The 21366-nt window shown below is 72.8% G+C and carries 15 protein-coding genes and 1 pseudogene; 12 read left to right on the top strand and 4 right to left on the bottom strand.

Annotation, left to right across the window (positions count from 1 at the left end; all coding sequences use genetic code 11):
• Positions 1-80: 80 nt before the first annotated feature.
• The 6 genes from ctaD (at position 81) to SMA5143A_RS02945 (ending at position 8249) form a co-directional block, all read left to right on the top strand.
• Entirely contained in the window at positions 81-1796 is a 1716-nt protein-coding gene (gene ctaD, locus SMA5143A_RS02970) for an aa3-type cytochrome oxidase subunit I (protein WP_107461251.1), read from the top strand.
• Positions 1793-2161, top strand: a complete 369-nt coding sequence (locus SMA5143A_RS02965) for a hypothetical protein (protein ID WP_107461250.1) — start codon at positions 1793-1795, stop codon at positions 2159-2161. The genes ctaD and SMA5143A_RS02965 overlap by 4 nt, the downstream gene beginning before the upstream one ends.
• A 178-nt stretch (positions 2162-2339) precedes the next feature.
• Positions 2340-3530 (top strand): carboxylate-amine ligase, encoded by a 1191-nt coding sequence (locus SMA5143A_RS02960; protein ID WP_258193253.1) that lies wholly within the window; start codon positions 2340-2342, stop codon positions 3528-3530.
• A 226-nt stretch (positions 3531-3756) separates the two neighbouring features.
• Positions 3757-5541, top strand: coding sequence for an N-acetylglutaminylglutamine amidotransferase (locus SMA5143A_RS02955; RefSeq protein ID WP_107461248.1), 1785 nt, complete (start codon positions 3757-3759; stop codon positions 5539-5541).
• Positions 5514-7853 carry a S9 family peptidase gene (locus SMA5143A_RS02950; RefSeq protein WP_258193252.1) on the top strand — a complete coding sequence of 780 codons (2340 nt, stop codon included), beginning with the start codon at positions 5514-5516 and terminating at the stop codon, positions 7851-7853. Before SMA5143A_RS02955 ends, SMA5143A_RS02950 begins: the two co-directional genes overlap by 28 nt.
• Before the next feature lie 114 nt (positions 7854-7967).
• Entirely contained in the window at positions 7968-8249 is a 282-nt protein-coding gene (locus tag SMA5143A_RS02945) for a hypothetical protein (protein WP_107461246.1), read from the top strand.
• Between the two features lie 77 nt (positions 8250-8326).
• On the opposite strand, the gene SMA5143A_RS02940 is transcribed toward SMA5143A_RS02945, so the two are convergent.
• A complete protein-coding gene (locus tag SMA5143A_RS02940) occupies positions 8327-10459 on the bottom strand; it encodes a SpoIIE family protein phosphatase (protein ID WP_107461245.1) in 2133 nt (710 codons plus the stop codon).
• A 110-nt stretch (positions 10460-10569) separates the two neighbouring features.
• The gene (locus SMA5143A_RS02935) at positions 10570-12171 is read right to left on the bottom strand and encodes an IucA/IucC family protein (RefSeq protein WP_107461244.1); all 1602 of its coding nucleotides are present in this window, start codon (positions 12169-12171) and stop codon (positions 10570-10572) included.
• Between the two features lie 179 nt (positions 12172-12350).
• On the opposite strand from SMA5143A_RS02935, the gene SMA5143A_RS02930 reads away from it, so the two are divergent.
• The 3 genes from SMA5143A_RS02930 to SMA5143A_RS02920 all read left to right on the top strand — a co-directional run bounded on the left by SMA5143A_RS02930 (position 12351) and on the right by SMA5143A_RS02920 (position 16014).
• Positions 12351-13838, top strand: coding sequence for an IucA/IucC family siderophore biosynthesis protein (locus SMA5143A_RS02930; RefSeq protein WP_258193251.1), 1488 nt, complete (start codon positions 12351-12353; stop codon positions 13836-13838).
• A 98-nt stretch (positions 13839-13936) separates the two neighbouring features.
• On the top strand, positions 13937-15205 hold the full coding sequence (locus SMA5143A_RS02925; RefSeq protein WP_107461242.1) for a VWA domain-containing protein: 1269 nt from the start codon (positions 13937-13939) through the stop codon (positions 15203-15205).
• Positions 15205-16014 carry a hypothetical protein gene (locus SMA5143A_RS02920; protein WP_107461241.1) on the top strand — a complete coding sequence of 270 codons (810 nt, stop codon included), beginning with the start codon at positions 15205-15207 and terminating at the stop codon, positions 16012-16014. Before SMA5143A_RS02925 ends, SMA5143A_RS02920 begins: the two co-directional genes overlap by 1 nt.
• A gap of 88 nt (positions 16015-16102) precedes the next feature.
• On the opposite strand, the gene SMA5143A_RS02915 is transcribed toward SMA5143A_RS02920, so the two are convergent.
• On the bottom strand, positions 16103-16735 hold the full coding sequence (locus SMA5143A_RS02915) for a winged helix-turn-helix transcriptional regulator (protein ID WP_107461240.1): 633 nt from the start codon (positions 16733-16735) through the stop codon (positions 16103-16105).
• 86 nt (positions 16736-16821) lie between these two features.
• Here SMA5143A_RS02915 and SMA5143A_RS02910 point away from each other — a divergent pair, with 86 nt between their 5' ends.
• Both SMA5143A_RS02910 and SMA5143A_RS02905 read left to right on the top strand, forming a co-directional pair.
• A complete protein-coding gene (locus SMA5143A_RS02910; protein ID WP_107461239.1) occupies positions 16822-18030 on the top strand; it encodes a pyridoxal phosphate-dependent aminotransferase in 1209 nt (402 codons plus the stop codon).
• Positions 18027-18600, top strand: a pseudogene (locus tag SMA5143A_RS02905) (hypothetical protein). Before SMA5143A_RS02910 ends, SMA5143A_RS02905 begins: the two are co-directional and overlap by 4 nt.
• Here the strand turns inward: SMA5143A_RS02905 and SMA5143A_RS02900 are convergent.
• Positions 18531-20510 carry a zinc ribbon domain-containing protein gene (locus SMA5143A_RS02900; RefSeq protein ID WP_107461238.1) on the bottom strand — a complete coding sequence of 660 codons (1980 nt, stop codon included), beginning with the start codon at positions 20508-20510 and terminating at the stop codon, positions 18531-18533. The pseudogene SMA5143A_RS02905 and the gene SMA5143A_RS02900 sit on opposite strands and share 70 nt — an antisense overlap.
• A 199-nt stretch (positions 20511-20709) precedes the next feature.
• On the opposite strand from SMA5143A_RS02900, the gene SMA5143A_RS02895 reads away from it, so the two are divergent.
• A complete protein-coding gene (locus SMA5143A_RS02895) occupies positions 20710-21309 on the top strand; it encodes a histidine phosphatase family protein (protein ID WP_107461237.1) in 600 nt (199 codons plus the stop codon).
• The last annotated feature ends 57 nt before the right edge of the window (positions 21310-21366 follow it).

Raw genomic sequence — 21366 nt, 5'->3', positions numbered from 1 at the left:
CGGGCACCACAAGGGGCCCCTCCCGGTCCGGCCGCGCCACCGCAACCGCCCGTACTCCCGACTGCCGATTGAGGGTTCCGATGGCCACGCACACCACCGAACCGGTCTCGCCGGTCCCCGCGGTGGAGCGCCGCAGCAAGGGGCAGGTGGTCGTCTCCTGGCTGACCACGACCGATCACAAGAAGATCGGGCACCTGTATCTGATCACGTCGTTCGGGTTCTTCCTGATCGGCGGGATGCTCGCGATGGCGATCCGCGCGGAGCTGGCCCGGCCCGGGCTGCAGATCCTCTCCCAGGAGCAGTACAACCAGGCGTTCACCCTGCACGGCACGGTGATGCTGCTGCTGTTCGCGACGCCGACGTTCGCCGGTTTCGCCAACGCGGTGATGCCGCTCCAGATCGGCGCACCCGACGTGGCGTTCCCGCGGCTGAACATGTTCTCGTACTGGCTGTTCCTCCTCGGCGGCCTGATCGTCCTCAGCGGTGTCTTCACCACCAACGGCGCCGCCGACTTCGGCTGGACCGCCTACACCCCGCTCAGCGGCGGCGAGCGCACCCCGTACGTCGGCGGAGACATGTGGATCATGGGGCTGGCGCTGTCCGGTTTCGGGACCATCCTCGGCGCGGTCAACTTCATCACGACCATCATCTGCATGCGCGCCCCCGGTATGACGATGTTCCGGATGCCGGTCTTCACCTGGAACGTCCTGCTGACGTCGGTTCTGGTGCTGCTGGCCTTCCCGGTGCTGGCCGCCGCGCTGCTGGTGCTGGAGGCGGACCGCAAGTTCGGCGCGCAGGTGTTCGACCCCGCGAACGGTGGGGCGCTCCTCTGGCAGCACCTGTTCTGGTTCTTCGGCCATCCCGAGGTCTACATCCTGGCGCTGCCGTTCTTCGGGGTGATCACCGAGATCATCCCGGTCTTCGCCCGCAAGCCGATCTTCGGGTACATGGGCCTGGTCGGCGCCACCATCGCCATCACCGGCCTGTCGGTGACCGTGTGGGCGCACCACATGTTCGCGACGGGGGCGGTGCTGCTGCCGTTCTTCGCCTTCATGACGTACCTGATCGCCGTCCCCACGGGAGTGAAGTTCTTCAACTGGATCGGCACCATGTGGAAGGGCTCGCTGTCGTTCGAACCACCGATGCTGTGGGCGGCGGGCTTCCTGGTCACATTCCTCTTCGGCGGTCTGACCGGCGTGATCCTCGGCTCGCCCCCGCTGGACTTCCACGTCACCGACAGCTACTTCGTCGTGGCGCACTTCCACTACGTGCTCTTCGGCACGATCGTCTTCGCGATGTTCGGCGGCTTCAGTTTCTGGTGGCCGAAGATGACCGGCACCATGCTCGACCACCGGCTGGAGAAGATCCACTTCTGGACCCTCTTCGTCGGCTTCCACACCACTTTCCTCGTCCAGCACTGGCTGGGCGCCGAGGGCATGCCCCGCCGGTACGCCGACTACCTCGCCGCCGACGGCTTCACCGCCCTCAACACCCTCTCCTCCCTCGGCTCCTTCCTGCTGGGCCTGTCGACCCTGCCGTTCCTCTACAACGTCTGGAAGACCGCCAAGATCGGCAAGAAGGTCGAGGTCGACGACCCCTGGGGCTACGGCCGCTCCCTGGAATGGGCGACCTCCTGCCCGCCCCCGCGGCACAACTTCGTCACCCTGCCCCGGATCCGCTCCGAGTCGCCCGCCTTCGATCTGCACCACCCGCGGCTCGCGCAGATCGAACAGCAGGCGAACGAGGGCAAGCGGGACGCCGTCGACGCCGAGAGCCACAAGGCCGGGCCGCGGTGAAGCGCGACGGCCGGCCTCACCACGGGCCCGACGACGCGTCGGCCCACACGGTCGAGGGGTACCTCCTCGCCCGCACCCACCGCGAGCAGGCCCGGCGCGAGGCGGAGGACCTGTGCACCCGGATGCCGTGGCTGACCACCGCCCAGGCGGAGGACGTCACCGCTCACTACCTCCACCGACGCATGGAGCTCACCCGCCACATACTGCTGACCACCGCGGAGCGCGCCGGGCAGCTCCGGGAGGAGTACGAGACCCGGTACACCGCCCTCCGGCGCTCACTCCTCAGACGCCACACCGCCTGCGCGTGCGTCCTCCTCACCTGCGCCGCCGGACTCGGGGCGCTCGCCTCCGTCTCTTTCCGCTGACGAAGCCGTCTCCTGGACCGTACGAATCCCGGCCGCCTCCGCTCATGCGTTCAGTGCACACGACAGATGTGCAATATCTTGAGGCTTATTTGTGCTTTTGCCGGGAACTCGCATGGCGCAACGGTCGCCGCGGGTCCCCTGCCCGGCGGGCGATCTCGGAACGGAAGAGGGAGAGATCGTGGCCGTTCGGGTAGGCGTTGAGGAAGAGTTCCATGTGCTGGACCTGGAGAGCGGGCGACTCGTCCCGGGCGCAGACGCGGTCCTCGGTCGTCTGCGCAGACCGGGCTTCAAGCCGGAGCTCCAACGGTCGGCCGTCGAGTGGAACAGCCGGGTGCACACCTCGCTGGAGGCCCTGCGCGCCGATCTGGCCGGAGCCCGGCGACGGCTGGACGCGGCGGCCTCCCCTCTCGGGCTGGCCGTCGCCGCCGCCGGCACCGTGCCGTTCGCACGGCTGACGCCGGGTGACCCCACCCCCGACCCGCGGTACCGGACCATGGCCGAGGAGTACCGGCGGGTCTCCGACGAGCACCTCGTGTGCAGCGCCCAGGTCCACGTCGACATCCCCGACCGCGACACGGCCGTCCGCATCATGTGCGCCGTCTCGCCCTGGCTGCCCCCACTGCTGGCGCTCTCCGCCAGCTCCCCGTTCTGGATGGGTGCCGACACCGGGTACGCCAGCTGGCGCACCATGCTGTGGCAGCGCTGGCCCACCGCCGGGACGGTCGGCTGCTTCCCCTCGGCCGCCGACTACGACGCCTCCGTCGCCGACATGATCCGCGGCGGAGCGATCAGCGACCCGGGAATGATCTATTACGACCTGCGGCCCTCCGACCACCAGCGGACCCTGGAACTGCGGATCTGCGACGCCTGCCCGCGCACCGAGACGGTCGTGCTCGTCGCCGGGCTGTTCCGGGCCCTCGTCGAGGACGCGCGGCTCCGCGTGGAGCGGAGGGACCAGGTCTGCGACGGCCGGCACGAGTGGCTCCGGGCGGCGGCGTGGCGGGCGGCCCGGACGGGGATGGAGGGCCCGCTGGTCGATCCGGACACCCGGCTGGCCGCGCCCGCCCCCGTCGTCCTGCGCGGCATGCTCCGGCGGCTGCGCCCGGCACTGGAGGCCTGCGGCGACTGGGACACGGTGCGCATGCTCATGACGGAGACGCTCGCCCGGGGCAGCGCCGCGCACCGGCTGCGCCGGATCGCCGAGCTCCACGGCCTGCGCGCCGTCGTGGACACGGTGGTCGCCGAGACCCGCGGCGACCGGGGCCGACGCCCCGCTCCGGCCGCGGTGCGGCGGCCCGTCGCGGCGGCCGCGACGACGACGGTGCGAGGACCCATGACATCGGGCCCAGTGGAAGCCATCGGAGGCTGAACCGCGCAGCCATGCGGAAAGACGGTCACCGGTCCGCGCCCCGCTACGGGGGCGCCCCCACCAGGAGCGGTCGTGGTCCGCTCCCCGGCGCCGGTGCCGCCTGCGATCAAGGAGAGTTCGACATGCCCACCAGCAGGACCGACAACGATCAGACCGGGTGGTGCCCGCTGGGCACGCACGCGTCGCCGGGCACGACCGGCGTCACTCCGCGAGGGGGTGCGGCCTGATGTGCGGTCTCAGCGGAGAGATCCGTTTCGACGGCGGACGGCCGGACCTGGCGGCCGTGGAACGCATGACCGACCGGCTGGCCGCCCGTGGACCGGACGGCAGGGGCGTGTGGTCGCAGGGCCCCGTCGCCCTGGGCCACCGGCGGCTGAAGATCATCGACCTGTCCGACTGCGGAGCCCAGCCGATGGCCGACTCCGCGGGCCGGATCACCGGTGTCTTCAACGGCTGCGTCTACAACTACAAGGAGCTCCGCGAGGAACTGCGCGGACTCGGCCACCGCTTCTTCTCCGACTCCGACACCGAGGTCGTGCTCAAGGCGTACCAGCAGTGGGGCACCGACTGCGTCGACCACTTCTACGGCATGTTCGCCTTCGTCATCGTCGAACAGGACACCGGGCGGGTGGTCCTCGGCCGGGACCGGCTCGGCGTCAAGCCGCTGTACCTGGCCCGGTCGCCGGGGCGGCTGCGCTTCGCCTCCTCGCTGCCGGCCCTGCTGGCGGGCGGCGGCGTCGACACCTCCCTCGACCCCGTCGCGCTGCACCAGTACATGAGCTGGCACGCCACGGTGGCCGCGCCCCGCACCGTCCTGGGCGGGGTGCGGAAGCTGCCCGCCGCCACCGTGCGGGTCGTGGAGCCCGACGGCCGCGTGCGGGACATCCGCTACTGGCAGCCGTCGTACAGCCGCGTGCCGGAGCACGCGCGGCTCGGCGCGGACGACTGGCGTGACGCGGTGCTCGACGCGCTGCGCACCGCCGTACGCCGCCGTATGGTCGCCGACGTGCCCGTGGGTGTCCTGCTGTCGGGCGGCCTCGACTCCAGTCTGATCGTGGCGCTGCTGGCCGACGAGGGGCAGACGGACCTCTCGACCTTCAGCGTGGGGTTCGAGTCGGAGGGCGGTGTCGCGGGCGACGAGTTCCACTACTCCGATCTGGTCGCCCGGCGCTTCGGCACGGACCACCACCAGCTGATGGTGCCCTCGGACCGGGTGTCGACGGCGCTGGACGCGGCGGTCGAGGCGATGAGCGAGCCGATGATCAGCCATGACGTGGTCGCCTTCCATCTGCTGTCGGAGCAGGTGGCGAAGGAGGTCAAGGTCGTCCAGAGCGGTCAGGGCGCCGACGAGGTCTTCGCCGGCTACCACTGGTACCCGGACATGGCCGCCGTCCCCCGGGAGCGGGCCCCCGAGGCGTACATGGAGACGTACTTCGACCGCTCGCACGGCGACCTCACCGGGATCGTCCGGCCGCACATGCTGCCCGAGCACGACGTGTCCGGCCGCTTCGTACGGGAGCACATGGCCCGCCCGGGCGCCGAGACCGCCCTCGACGCGGCGCTGCGGCTGGACGCCGAGGTGATGATGATCGACGACCCGGTCAAGCGGGTCGACAACATGACGATGGACTGGGGGCTGGAGGCCCGGGTGCCGTTCCTCGACCACGAACTCGTGGAGCTGGCCGCCCTCTGCCCGCCGGAGCTGAAGCTCGCCGACGGAGGCAAGGGAGTCCTCAAGGCCGCCGGCCGGAAGGTCCTGCCCAGGGAGGTCGTCGACCGGCCCAAGGGCTACTTCCCGGTCCCGGCCATCATGCACATGGCGGGTCCGGTACTCGACCGGGTGACCGAGGCCCTGACGGCTCCCGAGGCCACGTCGCGCGGTGTCTTCGAGGACGCGTACGTGGCCAAACTGCTGTCGGCGCCGGACGAGCACCGCACCAGGCGGGGGGCGAACGCCCTGTGGCAGGTAGCTTTGCTGGAGATATGGCTGCAAACGCACGGAATCAGCTGACCGGGGGGCAGGGGAGCCGACCCTCACGCCCGGCCACGGCAGCCCCGTCGGACCCGCCGGCGGCGCCCCCCTTCGGCGTCCACGCCGGTGAGGACGTCGTCGACGGGGTGCCGTGGCTGCCCCCGGACCACGGCACCGCGCCCCGGGCCGCGGTCGCGGTCGCCCCGGCCTCCGCATGGTCCGGGGCGTCCGCCCTGGCGCCCCCGGCGTCGACGGCTCCCGTGCCGGTGCCGCTGCCGGAGACCGCCGGGACGCGGGACACGCCGCAGCCGCTGCGGTCCCACGGCTGCTGGTACCCCTCTGTCGACCCCAGCGGCAGACAGGTCGCGTTCATCTGCGACCGGGGCGGGGTGCCTCAGCTGTGGACCGGGCCGGTCGACGGGGACGAGGTCCATCTGCTGGACTCCGACCCCCACCCGGTCAAGGAGGTGGCCTGGTCGCCGGACGGCCGCTGGATCGCCTACACCACCGCCCCCGGAGGCGGCGAGCACACCCGGGTGCTGTGCGTACGGCCCGACGGCACCGGGCGGCGCGTCCTCGCCGGTGCCGAGCCCGGCAGCTCCGCGTACCTCGGCTGCTGGCAGCACGACGGGTCGGCGGTCGCCGTCACCGTCGCCGAGCCGGTGCTCCTGCCGGCCGGGGGCGACACGGAGGAGTCGCCCGCCCGCGCGGAGCCGGGCCTCGCCGACCCGCACACGTACACGCCGACCCGTCCGCCGGGCTGGGCCGTGCGGGACGGCAGGGCCGTGCTGCTGGGCGGCCCGCGCTACGGCGACGCCGGGCCGGCCGCCCATCTCGCCGAACGCGAGGGCGGGACCGCCCGCGAACACGACCAGGAGCGCGACCAGGAGGCCGCCGGTGGTCTCGCCGCCTACCTCGTCGACCCCACGGGCGCGGCGGCACCCGCGCTGCTCGCGGTGGAACGCGGCGCCGCCACGCTGCGGGTGTGCGACCTCAGCCGGGACGGCCGGCTCGCCCTGGTGCGCCGGGGTCCGCGCGGCCGCCGCGAGGCCCTCGTCGTGCGCACCTCCGACCTGCGGACGACGTTCGCGCTGCCGGTCGCGGACGGTGACCCGTGGATCGGCCGGTTCTCCCCCGACGCCACGACGCTGTGGCTGCGCAGCGACGCGGCCCGGGAGTTCGCCGCGCTGTTCGCCGTACGGCTGGCTCCCGGGGGTGAGCAGCAGGGCATCACCGTCACCGCGGAGCGCGAGGGGTGCGGCCTGGAGCTGCTGACGTTCGGCCGCGGCGGGTCCACGGCGGCTCTGGCGTGGAACGTGCGGGGGGCCACCGAGCTGGAGGTCACCGTCGTCTCGGGCACCGCGGGTGTCGCCTCGGTCGGGGTGCGGCGGTCCGTGTCGCTGCCGCACGAGGTGGTGACGCGGATGGCGCGGGCCGGCGGGGGTTCGGAGCTGGTGCTGGCGCTGTCCGGGTCGCAGCGGCGGCCCGGCCTGTGGTGGCTCTCCGAGGGCGCCGCACGGCGCACCACGTGGTCGTCGCGTGACGAGGACGCCGTACCGCCGGGCCGTTCGCCCGTCCGTCCCGTGCCGCTGCGGCCGGTCGCGCGGGACGGACTGCCGCTGAGCGGCTGGTACTACCGGGCGCCGGGCCGGGCCCCGGGGCAGCCGGCACCGTGTGTGATCCATCTGCACGGCGGTCCCGAGGAGCAGGAACGGCCCGTGTTCAACCCGCTGTACCACGAGCTGTCGGGCCGGGGGCTCGACATCTTCGCGCCGGACGTGCGCGGTTCCTCCGGGCACGGCCGGTCGTTCGTCGACGCCGACCTCGGCACGGGGCGGTTCGCCGCGATCGAGGACGTCGCCGACTGCGCGGCGCACATCGTGGAGGCGGGGCTCGCCGACCCCCGGCGGCTGGCCGTCATGGGCCGCTCGTACGGCGGCTATCTGGTGATGGCCTCGCTCGTGTGGCACCCCGAGCTGTTCCGCACGGGTGTCGCGGCGTGCGGCATGTCGGACTTCGCGACGTTCTACGCCGGGACCGAGCCGTGGATCGCGGAGTCGGCCGCGCACAAGTACGGCCATCCGGAACACGACCGGGAGCTGCTGCACTCGCTGTCCCCGATGACCCGGATCGACGCGCTGCGGGTACCGGTGCTCACCGTCCACGGCGAGCACGACACGAACGTACCGCTCGGTGAGTCGGAGCAGTTCGTGCGCGCGGCCCGCGAACGGGGCCTGGACGCCGAGTTGCTGCTGTTGCGCAACGAGGGCCACGACTTCCTGCGCGCGGACAGCCGGCGCGTCTTCCGGCGTACCGCGGCCGACTGGATCGAACGCCATGTCGCGGGGTGACCGCGGCCACCCACACCTCAAATAACGGGCATTTCTGGCAAATCGACGCATGGGCGTCCCGGTCACGGGCACTCGCCCGCCGAGCGGACATCCCCCACCCACGAGGAGTCGATCATGGTCATCAAGAAGATGCACGACATGGGCATCCGCAGTGAGCACGCCTACATGGCCGCCATGGCGTCCATCGGCCTGACCGTCGTCGCCTGGGCGGGGTCCCTCAAGATGGAGGCCGGCACCGGGCTGGCCCGCGCGGACCGCTGGGGCCTGTTCGTCGGGGAGTGGGCGCCCACCTTCTTCGGCCTCGGCCTTGCCCTGTCGCACTACGAGCAGCAGGACGGCACCCTGACCGCCACCGTCCACGAACTGCGCGACCAGCGCGAGCAGAAGGCCGGCTGACCGCGCGGGCTCCCTCGACGCGGACCCCCGGGCACAGGCGCACCGGATTCTCTGACACCGCAGGGTTCCCTGTGGTGTCACCCGCTGCTTGCTCGGTGGCCTGCGTGGTGGAGCAGGAGCAGCGCGATGTCGTCGGTGCGCTGGCCGGCGGGACCGGCCTTCTCGACCAGTTCGTCGATGAGCACGTCCAGGTCGCGGGTGTCGGCGCGCGCCAGGTGCCGTGCGAGGCGGGCGATGCGGTCGTCCAGGTCGACGCCGGGCTTCTCCACGAGGCCGTCGGTGTAGAAGGCGAGCGTCGTCCCCGGGGTGAGCGGGAACTCCGTCACCGGGTAGACGGCGTGCGGGTCGATACCGAGGAGGGGGCCGGGCGGGACGACGAGGGGCCGGGTGTCGCCGTCGGGCAGGCGGAGCAGGGGCGGCGGGTGTCCGGCGCTGGCGAGGGTCACCCGGCCGTCACCGAGGTCGAGGTGGCCGTAGAGGCAGCTGGTGAACAGGTCGGGGGCGAGGTCGGTGAGCAGCCGGTTGGTCCGGGCGAGCACCTCGCCGGGGGGTGTGCCGAGGGTGGCGTGGGCGTAGACGCCGGTGCGGACCTGGCCCATGAGCGCGGCGGCGGCCACGTTGTGGCCCTGGACGTCGCCGATGACGGCCGCGACGGCGGTGTCGCCGAACCGGATCAGGTCGTAGAAGTCCCCTCCGATCTCCATGCCGCGGGTGGCAGGAAGGTAGCGGGCGGCGATCCGCAGACCGGGGACCGTGGGCAGGGTGCGTGGGAGCAGCGCCTGCTGGAGGCCGTGGGCGAGTTCGTGCTGGGTGTCGTAGAGGCGGGCGCGGTCGAGGGCCTGGGCGATGAGCCCGGCGAGCGACGTCATGACGGCCCGCTCCTCGGCCTGGAACTCGTGGGGGCTGTCGTAGGACAGGACGCAGATGCCGACCAGCCGGCCGGTGATGATCAGCGGCAGGAACGCCCAGGCCTGCTTTCCGCTGGCGACGGGCGCCTCGGGGTAGAGGCGCTCCATCTCCGCGGGTTCGCTGTAGAACGCGGGGACCCCGCTGCTCAGGGCGCGCCCGGCCGGGGTGAACGCGGTGTCGAGGGGCAGGCCGTCGAGACGGGCGATGGCCTCGGGTGGGTAGCCCCGGTAGCCGATGATGCGGAGTTTCCCGGCCTCGGCGGAGGACAGAACGAGCCCGTGGGCACCGAAGGCCGGCATGACCTGGTCGGCGACCACGTCGACGACGTCCCGCACTCCGACGACCTCGGTGAGGGCGGCGGCCAGGTGGGTGAGCTGGTACAACCGGCCCGCGCGGGACGGCGTCGCGGTGCTCGTGGACCGGGGGTGCCCCGGCACGGGCGGGGGCGCGGTGCCGCGCGGCACGATCCGGACGCTGATGCCGCTGGTGTCCGGGTAGAGGTGGAAGTCGAGCCACTGGCCGGGCGGTCGGCACGCCGTGAACGACACGGGTTCCCGTGTGATCACCGCGGCGCGGTAGCGGTCCTCGTGGACGGGGTCGTCGAGCCAGCGCAGGGACTGCCACGGCAGGGTGCCCAGCAGTTGTTCGGGTTCCCGGTCGAACAGCTCTCCGGCACCCTTGCTGACGTAGGTGAAGCGGCCCTCCAGGTCCAGGGCGCAGCTGCCGCCGGGCAGGCGCTCCACGAAGTCCGCCAGGGCCATCTCCTCACTGACGGACGGGCGGCCGGCCCCCGGGGGGACGACGCGGGGGAGGTCGGCGGGCACCGGCGCGCCGTCGTGCTCCTCCGCCTCGTCCAGCAGCCGGGCCAGACGTCTGCACCGGGACTCGATGTGGCCCCGCTCGCGGGCCGTCATGTACGGGGGGCGGCCGGTCGGCCACATCAGCAGCAGCGTCCCCCAGCTCCGGGCGCCGGTGACCGGGGCGGCCGCCAGCGCCAGCGGGTACGGCAGGACCATCGCGGTGCGCGGGAAGGAGCGGGCCATCTCCTCCTGGCTGCCCACCCACACCACGCGGCCCTCGCGGACGGCGACCGCCACGGGGGCGGGCGCGGCGACCGGGACGCGTGCCCAGGGGGCGGCGAACTCGGCGGGCGCGCCGCACAGCAGATGCAGGCGCAGCAGTTCCTCGTCCGGTGCGAGCAGATAGAGGGCCCCGATGGACGCGCCGACCCCCCGCACGGTCTCCGCGAACGCGGCGTCCAGCGCTTCGGCGGCGGTGGCCGGATCACTCGTGCCGGTCACGAGGCACCTCCAGCGTCGCGGGCCACGGCCGGACGGCCGTGGACGGGCCGCCGGCTCCCCTCGGGTGCGGCACGGCAGGCCGGAGTACCCGAGTGCCCTCACGCAGGACGTTACGCCGCCCCGGAGCGGTCGGCATGCCGGAACGGGTTGGGCAGCGGGAGGTAGCGGGCGTCCGCGCCGTCGGCCCGCGTCCACCGCAGCAGCAGGTTCGTCTTGCCCGGCAGCGTCGGCGCGTCCAGGAGCTCCTCGACGCCGGGCACCTCGCGGTGCCGCTCCAGTTCCCCCCGTACGGCGCCCCACACGTCGACCCCGGGGTGGTGTTCGGCCACGGCCGCCGCGACCTCCAGGACGTTGTTGACGAACAGGCAGTACACCAGCCGCTCCCAGCCCGCCTCGCGGGTCACGTCCGGCAAAAGCTTCACGCCCTCGGCGTCCCGGTAGAGGACCTGGACGGGGGTCCCGGCGGGGTCGCAGGCGACGAGGGTGTTCTGGAGGTGGGCCTCCAGGACGACGCCGTGGTGGTGGAACGCGCCGAGAGCCGGGGGCACGACCGCCCGCAGATACGCCCCCCACCAGGCGTCGGGGGCGGCGGTGCGGACCAGCGGGTTGTCCGGGAACGCCACGGTGTCCTCGGTGAGCGCGGCGCCGAGGACGGCGGTCGTGCCGGGGGCCAGACGCCGGGCCAGTCCGTCGCGGACCAGGACCGCGAGCTCCTCGAACGCGAAGGCGGCGGTGCGGTAGCCGCGGTCGCTCAGCCAGGTGCCGCCCGGCAGCGCGGCGAAGGCCGCGCGGGCCGCCGCGTCGGTGCGGCACAGCTTGAGCAGGTCGTGCCGCCACAGACGGCGCACGTCGTTGGTGATCCGCACGTCCAGGCTGAACTTGAGGAAGAGGTCCGGCTCGGAGGACGCCGCCTCGGGGGCCGTCCGCGCGGCCCCGCCGGGGCCCCCGCGCAGGGTCTCCCCGGGCACGTACACCGTGCGGATCGCGGCCGTCGGCCACACCTCACCCGTCGTGTGCCCCAGCCGGATCAGCCGGCCGTCGGCGAAGGCCTCGGCCAACGTCTCGCCGACCAGGTCGAGTTGCCAGGGGTGGGCGGGCAGCAGCCGGTAACCGGGCGGGGCCGTGCCCAGGGTGTCCAGGGCGGTGGTGTCGCCCTCCTCGACGACGGTGTCCTCGCGGATCCCGAGCAGCGTCAGCGGGAAACCGGCGTACGCCTCCGGCGCGTACGGCAGCCAGGCGGCGGCCGGACCGCCGCCACGCGCCTTGGGGGCGGGGTGGTACGGATGCCCGGTGATCAGCGACTGCTCGGAGCGCCGGTACGGGTCCTCGGGCGGTGTCGCACGGGCGCGCGCCGTGAGGAAGGCGGCCACGGCCGCGCGGCTGTCGAGCATCTCGGCGGGCAGCCCGGGGTTGGCCAGGCCGGTGCGGAGGAGGAGTTCGCCGGCGGTGAGATCGACGAGCTCGGCGTGGGTCAGCCGATGCCAGGTGCCGTCGGCGCGCACCTCGGGGGCGGTGGGGCGGCGGGTGCCCCGGGCGCGCAGGAGGCGGCCGCTCGCCGTGAGGCGGTGCACACCGGGTCCGAGCGGGTGCACACCGGGTCCGACGGGCTCCCCCGCCTCCCGCAGGAGGCAGTTGAGCAGCGGCGCGGCGGCATGGGCGTCGGCGGCGGTGCCGATGTCGGCGCGGGGCGGGTTGGCGTCCACGGGGTCCATTCGTTCCACATACGGTGCGTGTGTGATCAGTATGTCTGCCTGCCGTGGCGCGTCCCGCCGCCCGCATGCGTCGCCGCGAAGAAGGGCGGGCAGTGGTCGTACGCCGTTGTCGACGCGGTGCCCGTACCCGCCCGTCGTCGTTCCCGCACCCTAGGAGCCCGTCCGTGGACCGTCATCCGATGTCCGATGCCGAGGCGGCGCTCGGCGCCGAGCTGGGCGCCGTACGCCCCGATCTGGCGCTGCCGTACGCGGCGGCGCTCCCCGGTGCCCGGGCGGCCGTCCTGGCGCGGCTGTGGCGGGGCCTCACGCACGAGCCGCTGCCCTGGGTGGCGCGCCGGGAGAGGGCCGGGGCCGACGGCGTGACGCTCCTGCTGGCGGACGGCCGCCGGCTGCACGGCCCGGCGATGGACCCGTACGCCACCAACGCGCCGGTCGAGCAGGTGTGGCTGGACGGGCGGCCCTACGACCGTCCGTCGTGGCTGATGAGCGCGCTGGCGGTGCCGCACAGTGCGGCCTTCGCCGCCGAACTCGACCACAGCGCGGCCTCGTCGGCGCTGTCGCGGGCCGGACGGCCGACGGGGACCGGGGTGCCGGAGACGAGCTGGGAGTGGGAGCAGTCCGTGGTGGACGGCCATCCCTTCCACCCCAACTGCCGTTCCCGGCCCGGGTTCTCCGCCGGGGATCAGCTCGCGTACGGGCCCGAGCACCGGCAGGTCGTGGCCCTGGGGCTGGCGCCCGTGGACGAGGCGTTGGTGGTCGGGGAGTGGCCGGAGCGGTTCCGGGACGGCGGTCGGGTGCTGGTGCCGGTCCACCCGTGGCAGGCGGCGCATGTGCTCAAGTGCCCACTGGGTGAGGTGGTCGAGGCGCATCCGCTGATGTCGTTGCGCACCCTCGCCCTCGCGGACGGCGGGGCGCATGTGAAGACGGCGTTGAGCGCCCGGCTGACCTCCTCCGTGCGGGACATCTCGGTCTACTCGATCGAGACGTCGGCGATCGTGTCGGACTTCATGGCGGAGGTCGCCTCCCGCACGGACGGTCTGCTGCACGTGACCCGTACGCTCGGCGCGGTCACCGCCGGTTCCCCGGATCTGGCGGCCGTGCTGCGGGAGTCACCGGAGAGGTACGCGGACACGGCCACCGGCGAGCGGGTCGTCCCCGTGGCCGCGCTGGCGGCGACCGGACTGCCCGGATCGCCGTCGTGGCTGGCGGACTTCAGCCGGCTCGCGCTCACGGTCTGTCTCCGGCTGCTCGACCTGGGGGTGGCCCTGGAGGCACACGGCCAGAACCTCCTGGTGGTGCTCTCGCCGGCGGGTGCCCCCGTGCGGCTCGTCTACCGCGACCTCGCGGACATCAGGGTGAGCCCCGCCCGACTGGCCCGGCACGGTGTCGCGGCCCCCGCGATGACCGGCCGCATCATCACGGACGACGAGACCACCTTGCGGCGCAAGCTGTTCGGCGCGCTGATCACGGGCACGCTCGGGGCGACGGCGGGTTCGACGCCCGTGCTGCGCGAGGCGCTCGCCGCGGCCGTACGGGACGTGCCGCCGACCGCCGATCTGGCCACGTTGACGGAGGGGCCGGTACCGACGAAGGCGTTGACGCTGATGCGTCTTACGCCGGAGCGGCCGGGTGACATCTGGGCGGAACTGCCGACTCCACTGCGGTGAGGCACGTCCCGGCCCGCCGGTCGGGGGTGCCGTTGTCCGGCGGGTGAACGGGCGGTCTCGTTTTGAAGCGCGGGCCACCTGATCAATAGGATCCGCCGATGATCACAAGACAACGGCTGGCAGCAGGGGTGTTCGCCCTGCTCGCCGCCCTGACGGCCGGTATCGCCGTCCCGTCGACGGCCGTCGCCGACGAGACCACGGCCACCGCGCCCAAGGTCAACCTCCTGCTGGACGTCAGCGGTTCGATGCGGGCGAAGGACATCGACGGGCAGTCCCGGATGGCCGCGGCGAAGCAGGCGTTCAACGAGGTCCTGGACGCCACGCCCGAGGAGGTCCGGCTCGGCATCCGCACGCTGGGCGCCAACTACCCCGGCGACGACCGCAAGACGGGCTGCAAGGACACCGCGCAGCTGTACCCGGTGGGCCCGCTGGACCGCACCGAGGCGAAGACGGCCGTGGCCACGCTCACCCCGACCGGCTGGACCCCGATCGGCCCGGCGCTGCTGAAGGCGGCCGACGACCTGGAGGGCGGCGAGGGCACCAAGCGCATCGTCCTGATCAGCGACGGCGAGGACACCTGTGCCCCGCTCGACCCGTGCGAGGTGGCCCGCGAGATCGCCGCCAAGGGCATCGGTCTGACCATCGACACGCTCGGCCTGGTCCCGAACGCCAAGCTGCGCGTCCAGCTCAGCTGTATCGCCGAGGCGACCGGCGGCACGTACACCTCGATCGAGCACCGCGACGAACTCACCGACCGCGTGAACCAGTTGGTGGACCGCGCGGCCGACCCGGTGGTCGTCCCGAAGGCCGTCGAGGGCGCCGACGCGTGTGCCGGGGCGCCCACGCTCACCTCGGGGCTGTTCACCGACCGCGAGGAGTTCAACCAGCAGCGCTGGTACCGGGTGGACGTGAAGCCGGGCCAGGAGCTGCGGGCCTCGGTGAGCGTCGCGGCGGACCGTGACGTCAACCCGCACTACGGGGTGCTGCTGCGCGCGGTGACCGTCAAGAACCGGGAGATCGTGCGCGGCGAGGCGGCCGGCACCGGCCGTACGGACGTCATCTCGACGGGTCTGCGCTATCCGAAGGCGGAGGCCGAGGACGAGGAGGACGAGGACGTCGCCGAGACCGTGTGCCTCCAGGTCACCCACTCCTACGCGGCCGCCGGCGGGGTGAAGACCACGCCCGGTCTGCCGCTGGAGATCACCGTCGACGTCGTGGACGGCCCGGACCCGGCGACGGACGTGGCGTCCTTCGGTCTCGGCCGCGGCTGGTGGCTGCTCGGTGTGCTGGTGCTCGTCGGGTTCGTGGCGGGTGTGCTGTGGGGCTGGCTGTCGCGCTGGCGGGTCGCGGTCTGGAGGACCAACTGATGCGGATCACACGTGTGTGGGGCGCCGCCCTGCTGATGCTGGCCCTGGCCGCCTCCCCGGCGGCCGCGGACTCCTCTCCCTCGGCGAGCCCGTCGGAGAACGGTGACGCGCCCACCGAGGCGGGCACCTCCTTCCGTACCGCGGCGGAGTTCGAGCAGGGGGAGACCGCGACGGCGAGCGCCTCGACCGGCGACTACCTGTACTGGTCGTTCCCGGCGGACGCCGGCCTGCGCCCCACCGTCAGGGCGACGGTGAAGCTGCCGGAGGCGGCCGAGTCCGCCTCGACGTGGCAGCTCGACGTGTACGACGGGCTGCGGCGCCGCCAGGCCTGCCAGTACGGGGCGCAGACGCGCACGGCCGACGCGGGGGCGGCCTCCGTGGAACTGTCCTGCACACTGCGCACGGTCCGCGCCTGGTCGGAGCCGTGGTCCGACGACCCGCTGCCGGGCACGTACTACGTCCGGCTGACGACGACGCGGCTGGCCACGGGTGACCTCGGGCTGCCGGTCGGGGTCGAGGTCCGGGCCGAGTCCAAGGACATGGGCGGTGCGGCGGCGGTCGACGGCTCGCTGGCGAAGCCGCTCGTGCCGGGCATCGCGGTGACCTCGGCGCGGGACGACGAGGACTCCTCGGCGGAGGCCGTCCTGTCCTCCCTCGAACCCGACGACGGCTGGGCGTCGGGCTGGTGGAGCGACCGCTGGGTCTGGACCGCGCTCGGCGCGGTACTCGCCGCCCTCGCGGGCATCGGCGGCTACTGCCTCACCCGCGGCTCGGGCCGCCCCACGAGGGTGCCCCCGCCGGGCGCCTGACACCCCCGCGAAGGCCCGCCGAACCCTGGAACCCACCCCGGTCCGGCGGGCCTTCGGCCGTGCGGGGCGCGGCGAGCGGGCCGGGCCCTCAGCCCTCCCGCAACTCCTTCGCCAGGGGCCCCTCCCCCGACACCTCGACGCGGCCCGCTCGTACGGCGTCCCTGAGGGGCAGTTCGCCGCGGCGGACCGCCTCGCAGGTCTCCTCGTCGAGGGTGAGCCGCGCGTCCGGCTCGCCCGGGGCGGGGCCGTCGCCGTAGACCGGGCCCTCCTCGGCGCCCGCCCAGAGGTGGAACGTCCCTTCCTCCAGGCGGACTTCGACGAGCCCGGCGGCGCAGCCGTCGAGGTTCCGCAGCAGCGGCAGGGCGGACCAGTGCGCCCGTACGGCGTCCGTCGGCCGGCGCTCCCCCAGCGCGCCCTCCCCCCACTCCCCCAGCGCCTGGAGCACCGGGAGCAGGTCCCGTCCGCGGGCGGTGAGTTCGTAGACGTACGCGGCCCCCGGCGGGGGCAGCCGGCGCCGGGTCGACAGACCGTCACGCTCCATGTCCTTCAGCCGTGAGGCGAGGACGTCCGTGCTGACGCCGGGCAGGTCCGCGTGCAGGTCCGTGTAGCGGCGCGGCCCGGCGAGCAGTTCGCGCACGATCAGCAGGGTCCAGCGGTCACCGACGAGGTCGAGCGCCCGGGCGGCGGAGCAGTACTGGTCGTAGCTTCGGCGAGGTGACATGCGACGCAGTCTAGACATGTCGTTGGACTTTCCAAGCGCCTACTTGGTAAAACCAAGCGACACAACGAACCGGAGGGCGAGAGCGCATGGAGTTCCGGCAGTCGAGCAAGCTCAGCGAGGTCTGTTACGAGATCCGCGGCCCCGTCATCGAGCACGCGAACGCGCTGGAGGAGGCGGGTCACAGCGTGCTGCGCCTGAACACCGGCAACCCCGCTCTCTTCGGCTTCGAGGCGCCGGAGGAGATCCTCCAGGACATGATCCGGATGCTGCCGCGGGCCCATGGCTACACGGACTCGCGTGGCGTCCTCTCCGCCCGCCGCGCGGTCGCCCAGCGCTACCAGACCCTCGGCCTGGAGGTCGACGTCGACGACGTCTTCCTCGGCAACGGCGTCTCCGAGCTGGTCTCGATGGCCGTGCAGGCGCTGATCGAGGACGGCGACGAGATCCTCATCCCCGCGCCCGACTTCCCGCTCTGGACCGCCGTGACGACCCTCGCCGGCGGCAAGGCGGTGCACTATCTCTGCGACGAGCAGGCCGACTGGTACCCGGACCTCGACGACATGGCGTCGAAGATCACCGACCGCACCAGGGCCGTCGTCATCATCAACCCCAACAACCCCACGGGCGCGGTCTACCCCAAGGAGATCGTCGAGGGCATCCTCGACCTCGCCCGCCGCCACGGTCTGATGGTGTTCGCCGACGAGATCTACGACCAGATCCTCTACGACGACGCCGTGCACCACTCGGCCGCCGCACTCGCCCCCGACCTGGTCGTCCTCACCTTCTGCGGCCTGTCCAAGACGTACCGCGTGGCGGGCTTCCGCTCCGGCTGGCTGGTCGTCACCGGCCCCAAGCAGCACGCCCGCAACTATCTGGAGGGCCTGACGATGCTGGCCTCCATGCGGCTGTGCGCCAACGCCCCCGCCCAGTACGCCATCCAGGCCGCGCTCGGCGGCCGCCAGTCCATCCGAGAACTGACCACGCCCGGCGGACGGCTGCACGAGCAGCGGAACGTGGCATGGGAGAAGCTCAACGAGATCCCCGGCGTGTCGTGCGTGAAACCCAAGGGCGCGCTGTACGCGTTCCCCCGCCTCGACCCCAAGGTCCACAAGATCCACGACGACGAGAAGTTCGTCCTCGACCTGCTGCTGCGCGAGAAGATCCAGGTCGTCCAGGGCACGGGCTTCAACTGGCCCACCCCCGACCACTTCCGCATCCTCACGCTGCCCCACGCGGACGACCTGGACGCGGCGATCAGCCGTATCGGACGGTTCCTGAGCGGCTACCGGCAATAGCGGGGAACCGTTGTTCTGTCGACGTCCCCCTCAACCCCTTCGGTGCCCGTCCGTGGCGACCGCGCGGCTGCGTCACAGCCGGGTGCACCCCACCGCCCGGTCCGCACGCCAGAGGCCCGGCTCCCGAAGGCTCCGCCGGGGCCTGCGGATCCGTCTCGACCCCACGCACGGGCAGCGCCTGCTCGCCCTGCCGTACGACCTGGATGCACGACGCGAACGAGATGATGGGCCCGTGACCGGGCTCCCCGCCGACCTGCCGGTCATCGAGTTCACCGACATGTTCGCGGGCGACCCCGACGGCCTGTACCGGAAGACCCGCCGGGTCATGGAGCAGGCGGCCGGCCCTTCGTCTGAGTCGACGACATGGTCTCCGACCTCGACGCCCACCATGTCGCCCGGCACTACGACACACCCGCCCTGCTCCTGCGGATAGACCCCCGCCGAGGGCTCGGCGAGCGGGAGTTCGAGGAACGGGAGCGATGGGCTCGTAGCGTCTCTGATCAGCTAAGCGATCCCATACGAACCGTAGGGTTCAGTGTGGGTTCTGCCCACCTGGGCGGGGTGGCGTGAGCGTGGAGATGGAATCCCGCGCCGAGTGCTGCTCCGCGTGGCCGGTGTCGGCGGGTGGTGGGTGTACTGATCGTCGTCACGCCCTGGTGCCGGTGGGCTGCGCGGGGCAGCCGCATCCGGCCCGGTGGTGCGTGTCCCTCCGGACGCTTGCCCGCCGGGCCTGTGGTGCCGGTGGGGGAGGGTGCCCCGCGTCGCCTGGGCGCGGGGCGTGTGGTGCGGCGGCGCCGGGTGGGGCCGGTCTTGGACCGGTCGGCCCGGCTGGTCTTCGTGGCCGGGGTGACCACGGCTGTGGTTTCGAGCTTGTCCACCACCGAGCGGATGGCCATGATGCCGGTGGCGCAGTCGGTGACGGTCTTCGTTTGGTGGGCCAGGCCGCGTGCGGCGATACGCTGCCACGCCCCCGTGTCGCGGTCGCCCTGCCAGCCACACTCCGGATTCGGGCAGACGGCCCATTTCCAGCCGGGCGTGGTGGGCCGATCGGGAGCCTTGCGGTGCCGCAGCGGGACGTGACAGCGGGGGCAGCGCCGCGAAGTATCGCGGGCCGGGAGGGTGACGACGGCGATACCGGCTTCAGCGGCCACGTGCCGCATCCGCTCCACGATCTGCCCGCGCACCTGCTGGGACAGGCGGGTGTTGAGGGTGCGGCCCATGCCCTGGGCCTCCAACGAGCGCAAGTCCTCGACATAGATCACGCTCGCACCGGCGGTGAGAGCCTGGTCGACCGTCCAGCGTGCCGCAGACCAGGCGAGGGCGTCGTTGAGGTTGGAGCGGCGCTCACAGACGTACCGGATCTCCTCGGCGAGCACCTGCTGTCTGCCCGTCAGCGGATGCGTGCCGTCTCCTGCGATGAGGCGTTCGTAGCGGCCGGTCTTGGCGTGCAGGTACTCCAGCTCGCGCCGCAGCCGGTGCTGTCTGGCCAGCACCCCGGCGGCACGGAACTGGGCACCGAATCCGAGAGCGGTGATCGTCCCGTCATCGTGTAGGTGGACTACGCCCGCACTGAGCAGCGTGTTCAGCCCCCAGTCCACACCCAGCGCGATCGTGTGCCCACTACGCCGGGCCGCAGGCACAGCATGGGTGTAAGCGAGGTCGGCGTGGACCCGGCCCTGGTGGACGCGCAGGGTGGGCAGGTGCAGCACCGCACCCGGCGGAACCGTCGCCGGCCGCGTGATGGGGCACGCAACCCAACTCCAGTCCGTGTACGAGCGCGGGTCGGGGCGGGTGGGCAACTGCACCCTGAGCAGCGCCCGGCCCGGATCACCACCGTGCGTCAGGGTGGCCTGCTGCCCGTCACACGCGGACAGCAGCAGCATCCGCGCCGCACGGGGCGCGGCCTCCAACTCGAACACATCGACCGGCAACCGGCCGTACCTGCCCGCGAAGGCGGCGATCTGCCGGGTGCGGGATCTGATGACGCCGGACGGCAGGTGCTTCCCGTCAGGAACCGCTGCACGGACGGCGTCCCACTCGCCCGGGGTGCGCCTGTCCGGGTCTGCGGGCCACGTCGCAAGCACTCCGGTGGTCAGGTCGGCCCGCCACGTCGCCGACCGCAACAGGCGCCCCGCCTGCTCCTGGGCCATGCGCACGATCCGGTCATTGACGCGCACGCCCCCGGCCGGGGCGGTGGTCCAGCCCAGACGCCGCAGCGCCATCCACGCGTTCGACGGCAGCCTGCGGCCCCCGGCGTCCACGCCCGAGGCCAGCGAGTCCACATCGGCCGCATTCCAGTGCCCGCTCAGCAGACCGGCGGCCATACCGGACACCAGATCCGCAGCCCACCCCACCCGCTCCGCCAACACGGCAGCCGACAGCACCTCACCCGACTTCTCCACCACGCCCGACCGCAGCAGACCCCGAGCACAGGCCGTGCGGGCCGTCTCACCCTCACCCAGCGGCAACCTCCGGCTCACCGGCCCCTCCTCCCTCGCCCGTGGTTCTGTCATCCGATCAACGACACCCCCACGCAAAGGTCACGCATTCGATCCGCACACTCACGTACGACACCGGTCTCAGCACCCACCCCACGACATGCCACCAACGCATGACACACGACTACGGATCACTACGGATCACTACCGATCCTGAAGGAAACACGTGAGCCTGTGAGACATGGGTGATCTTTTTCTTGTGCGGCACGGGGAGACCGAGTGGTCGCTGTCCGGGCAGCACACCAGCTGGACGGACCTCCCGCTGACCGACCGGGGCCGGGAGCAGGCGCGCGGGCTGGCGCCGTTGCTGACCTCGCACCGCATCGGGGCCGTGTTCGTCAGTCCGATGAAGCGGGCCCGCCAGACCGCCGAACTCGCCAGCCTGACCGGGGCGCGGGTGGACGCGGATCTCGCCGAGTGGGACTACGGGGCGTACGAGGGGGTGACGACCCAGGAGATCCACCGCACGCGGCCCGACTGGTTCCTGTTCACCGACGGGGTGGCGCCGGGGCCGCCCGAGCACCCCGGGGAGGGCCCGGAGGACGTCGGGGCGCGCGCCGACCGGATACTGGCGAAGGCGCACGCGGCGCTCGGCGACACGGAGGGCTGTGTGGTGCTCGTGGCGCACGGCCATTTCCTCCGCGTCCTCACCGCGCGGTATCTCGGACTGCCCGCGTCCGCCGGGGCGCTGTTCCAGCTCGCCACGGGCACGGTCTGCCGGCTCGGCACGGAGCACGGCCGTCCGGTGCTCGCGGCGTGGAATGTCAGACCCTCCTCGTAGTCTTCGAGTGGGTTGACGCCGTCCCCGAGTGACAGCGCTCCTCCGCGAAAGGAGGTC

Origin of the sequence: Streptomyces sp. MA5143a (assembly GCF_900290235.1) — a bacterium.
Taxonomy (GTDB): domain Bacteria; phylum Actinomycetota; class Actinomycetes; order Streptomycetales; family Streptomycetaceae; genus Streptomyces.
This window is presented reverse-complemented; position numbering and strand designations above follow the sequence as displayed.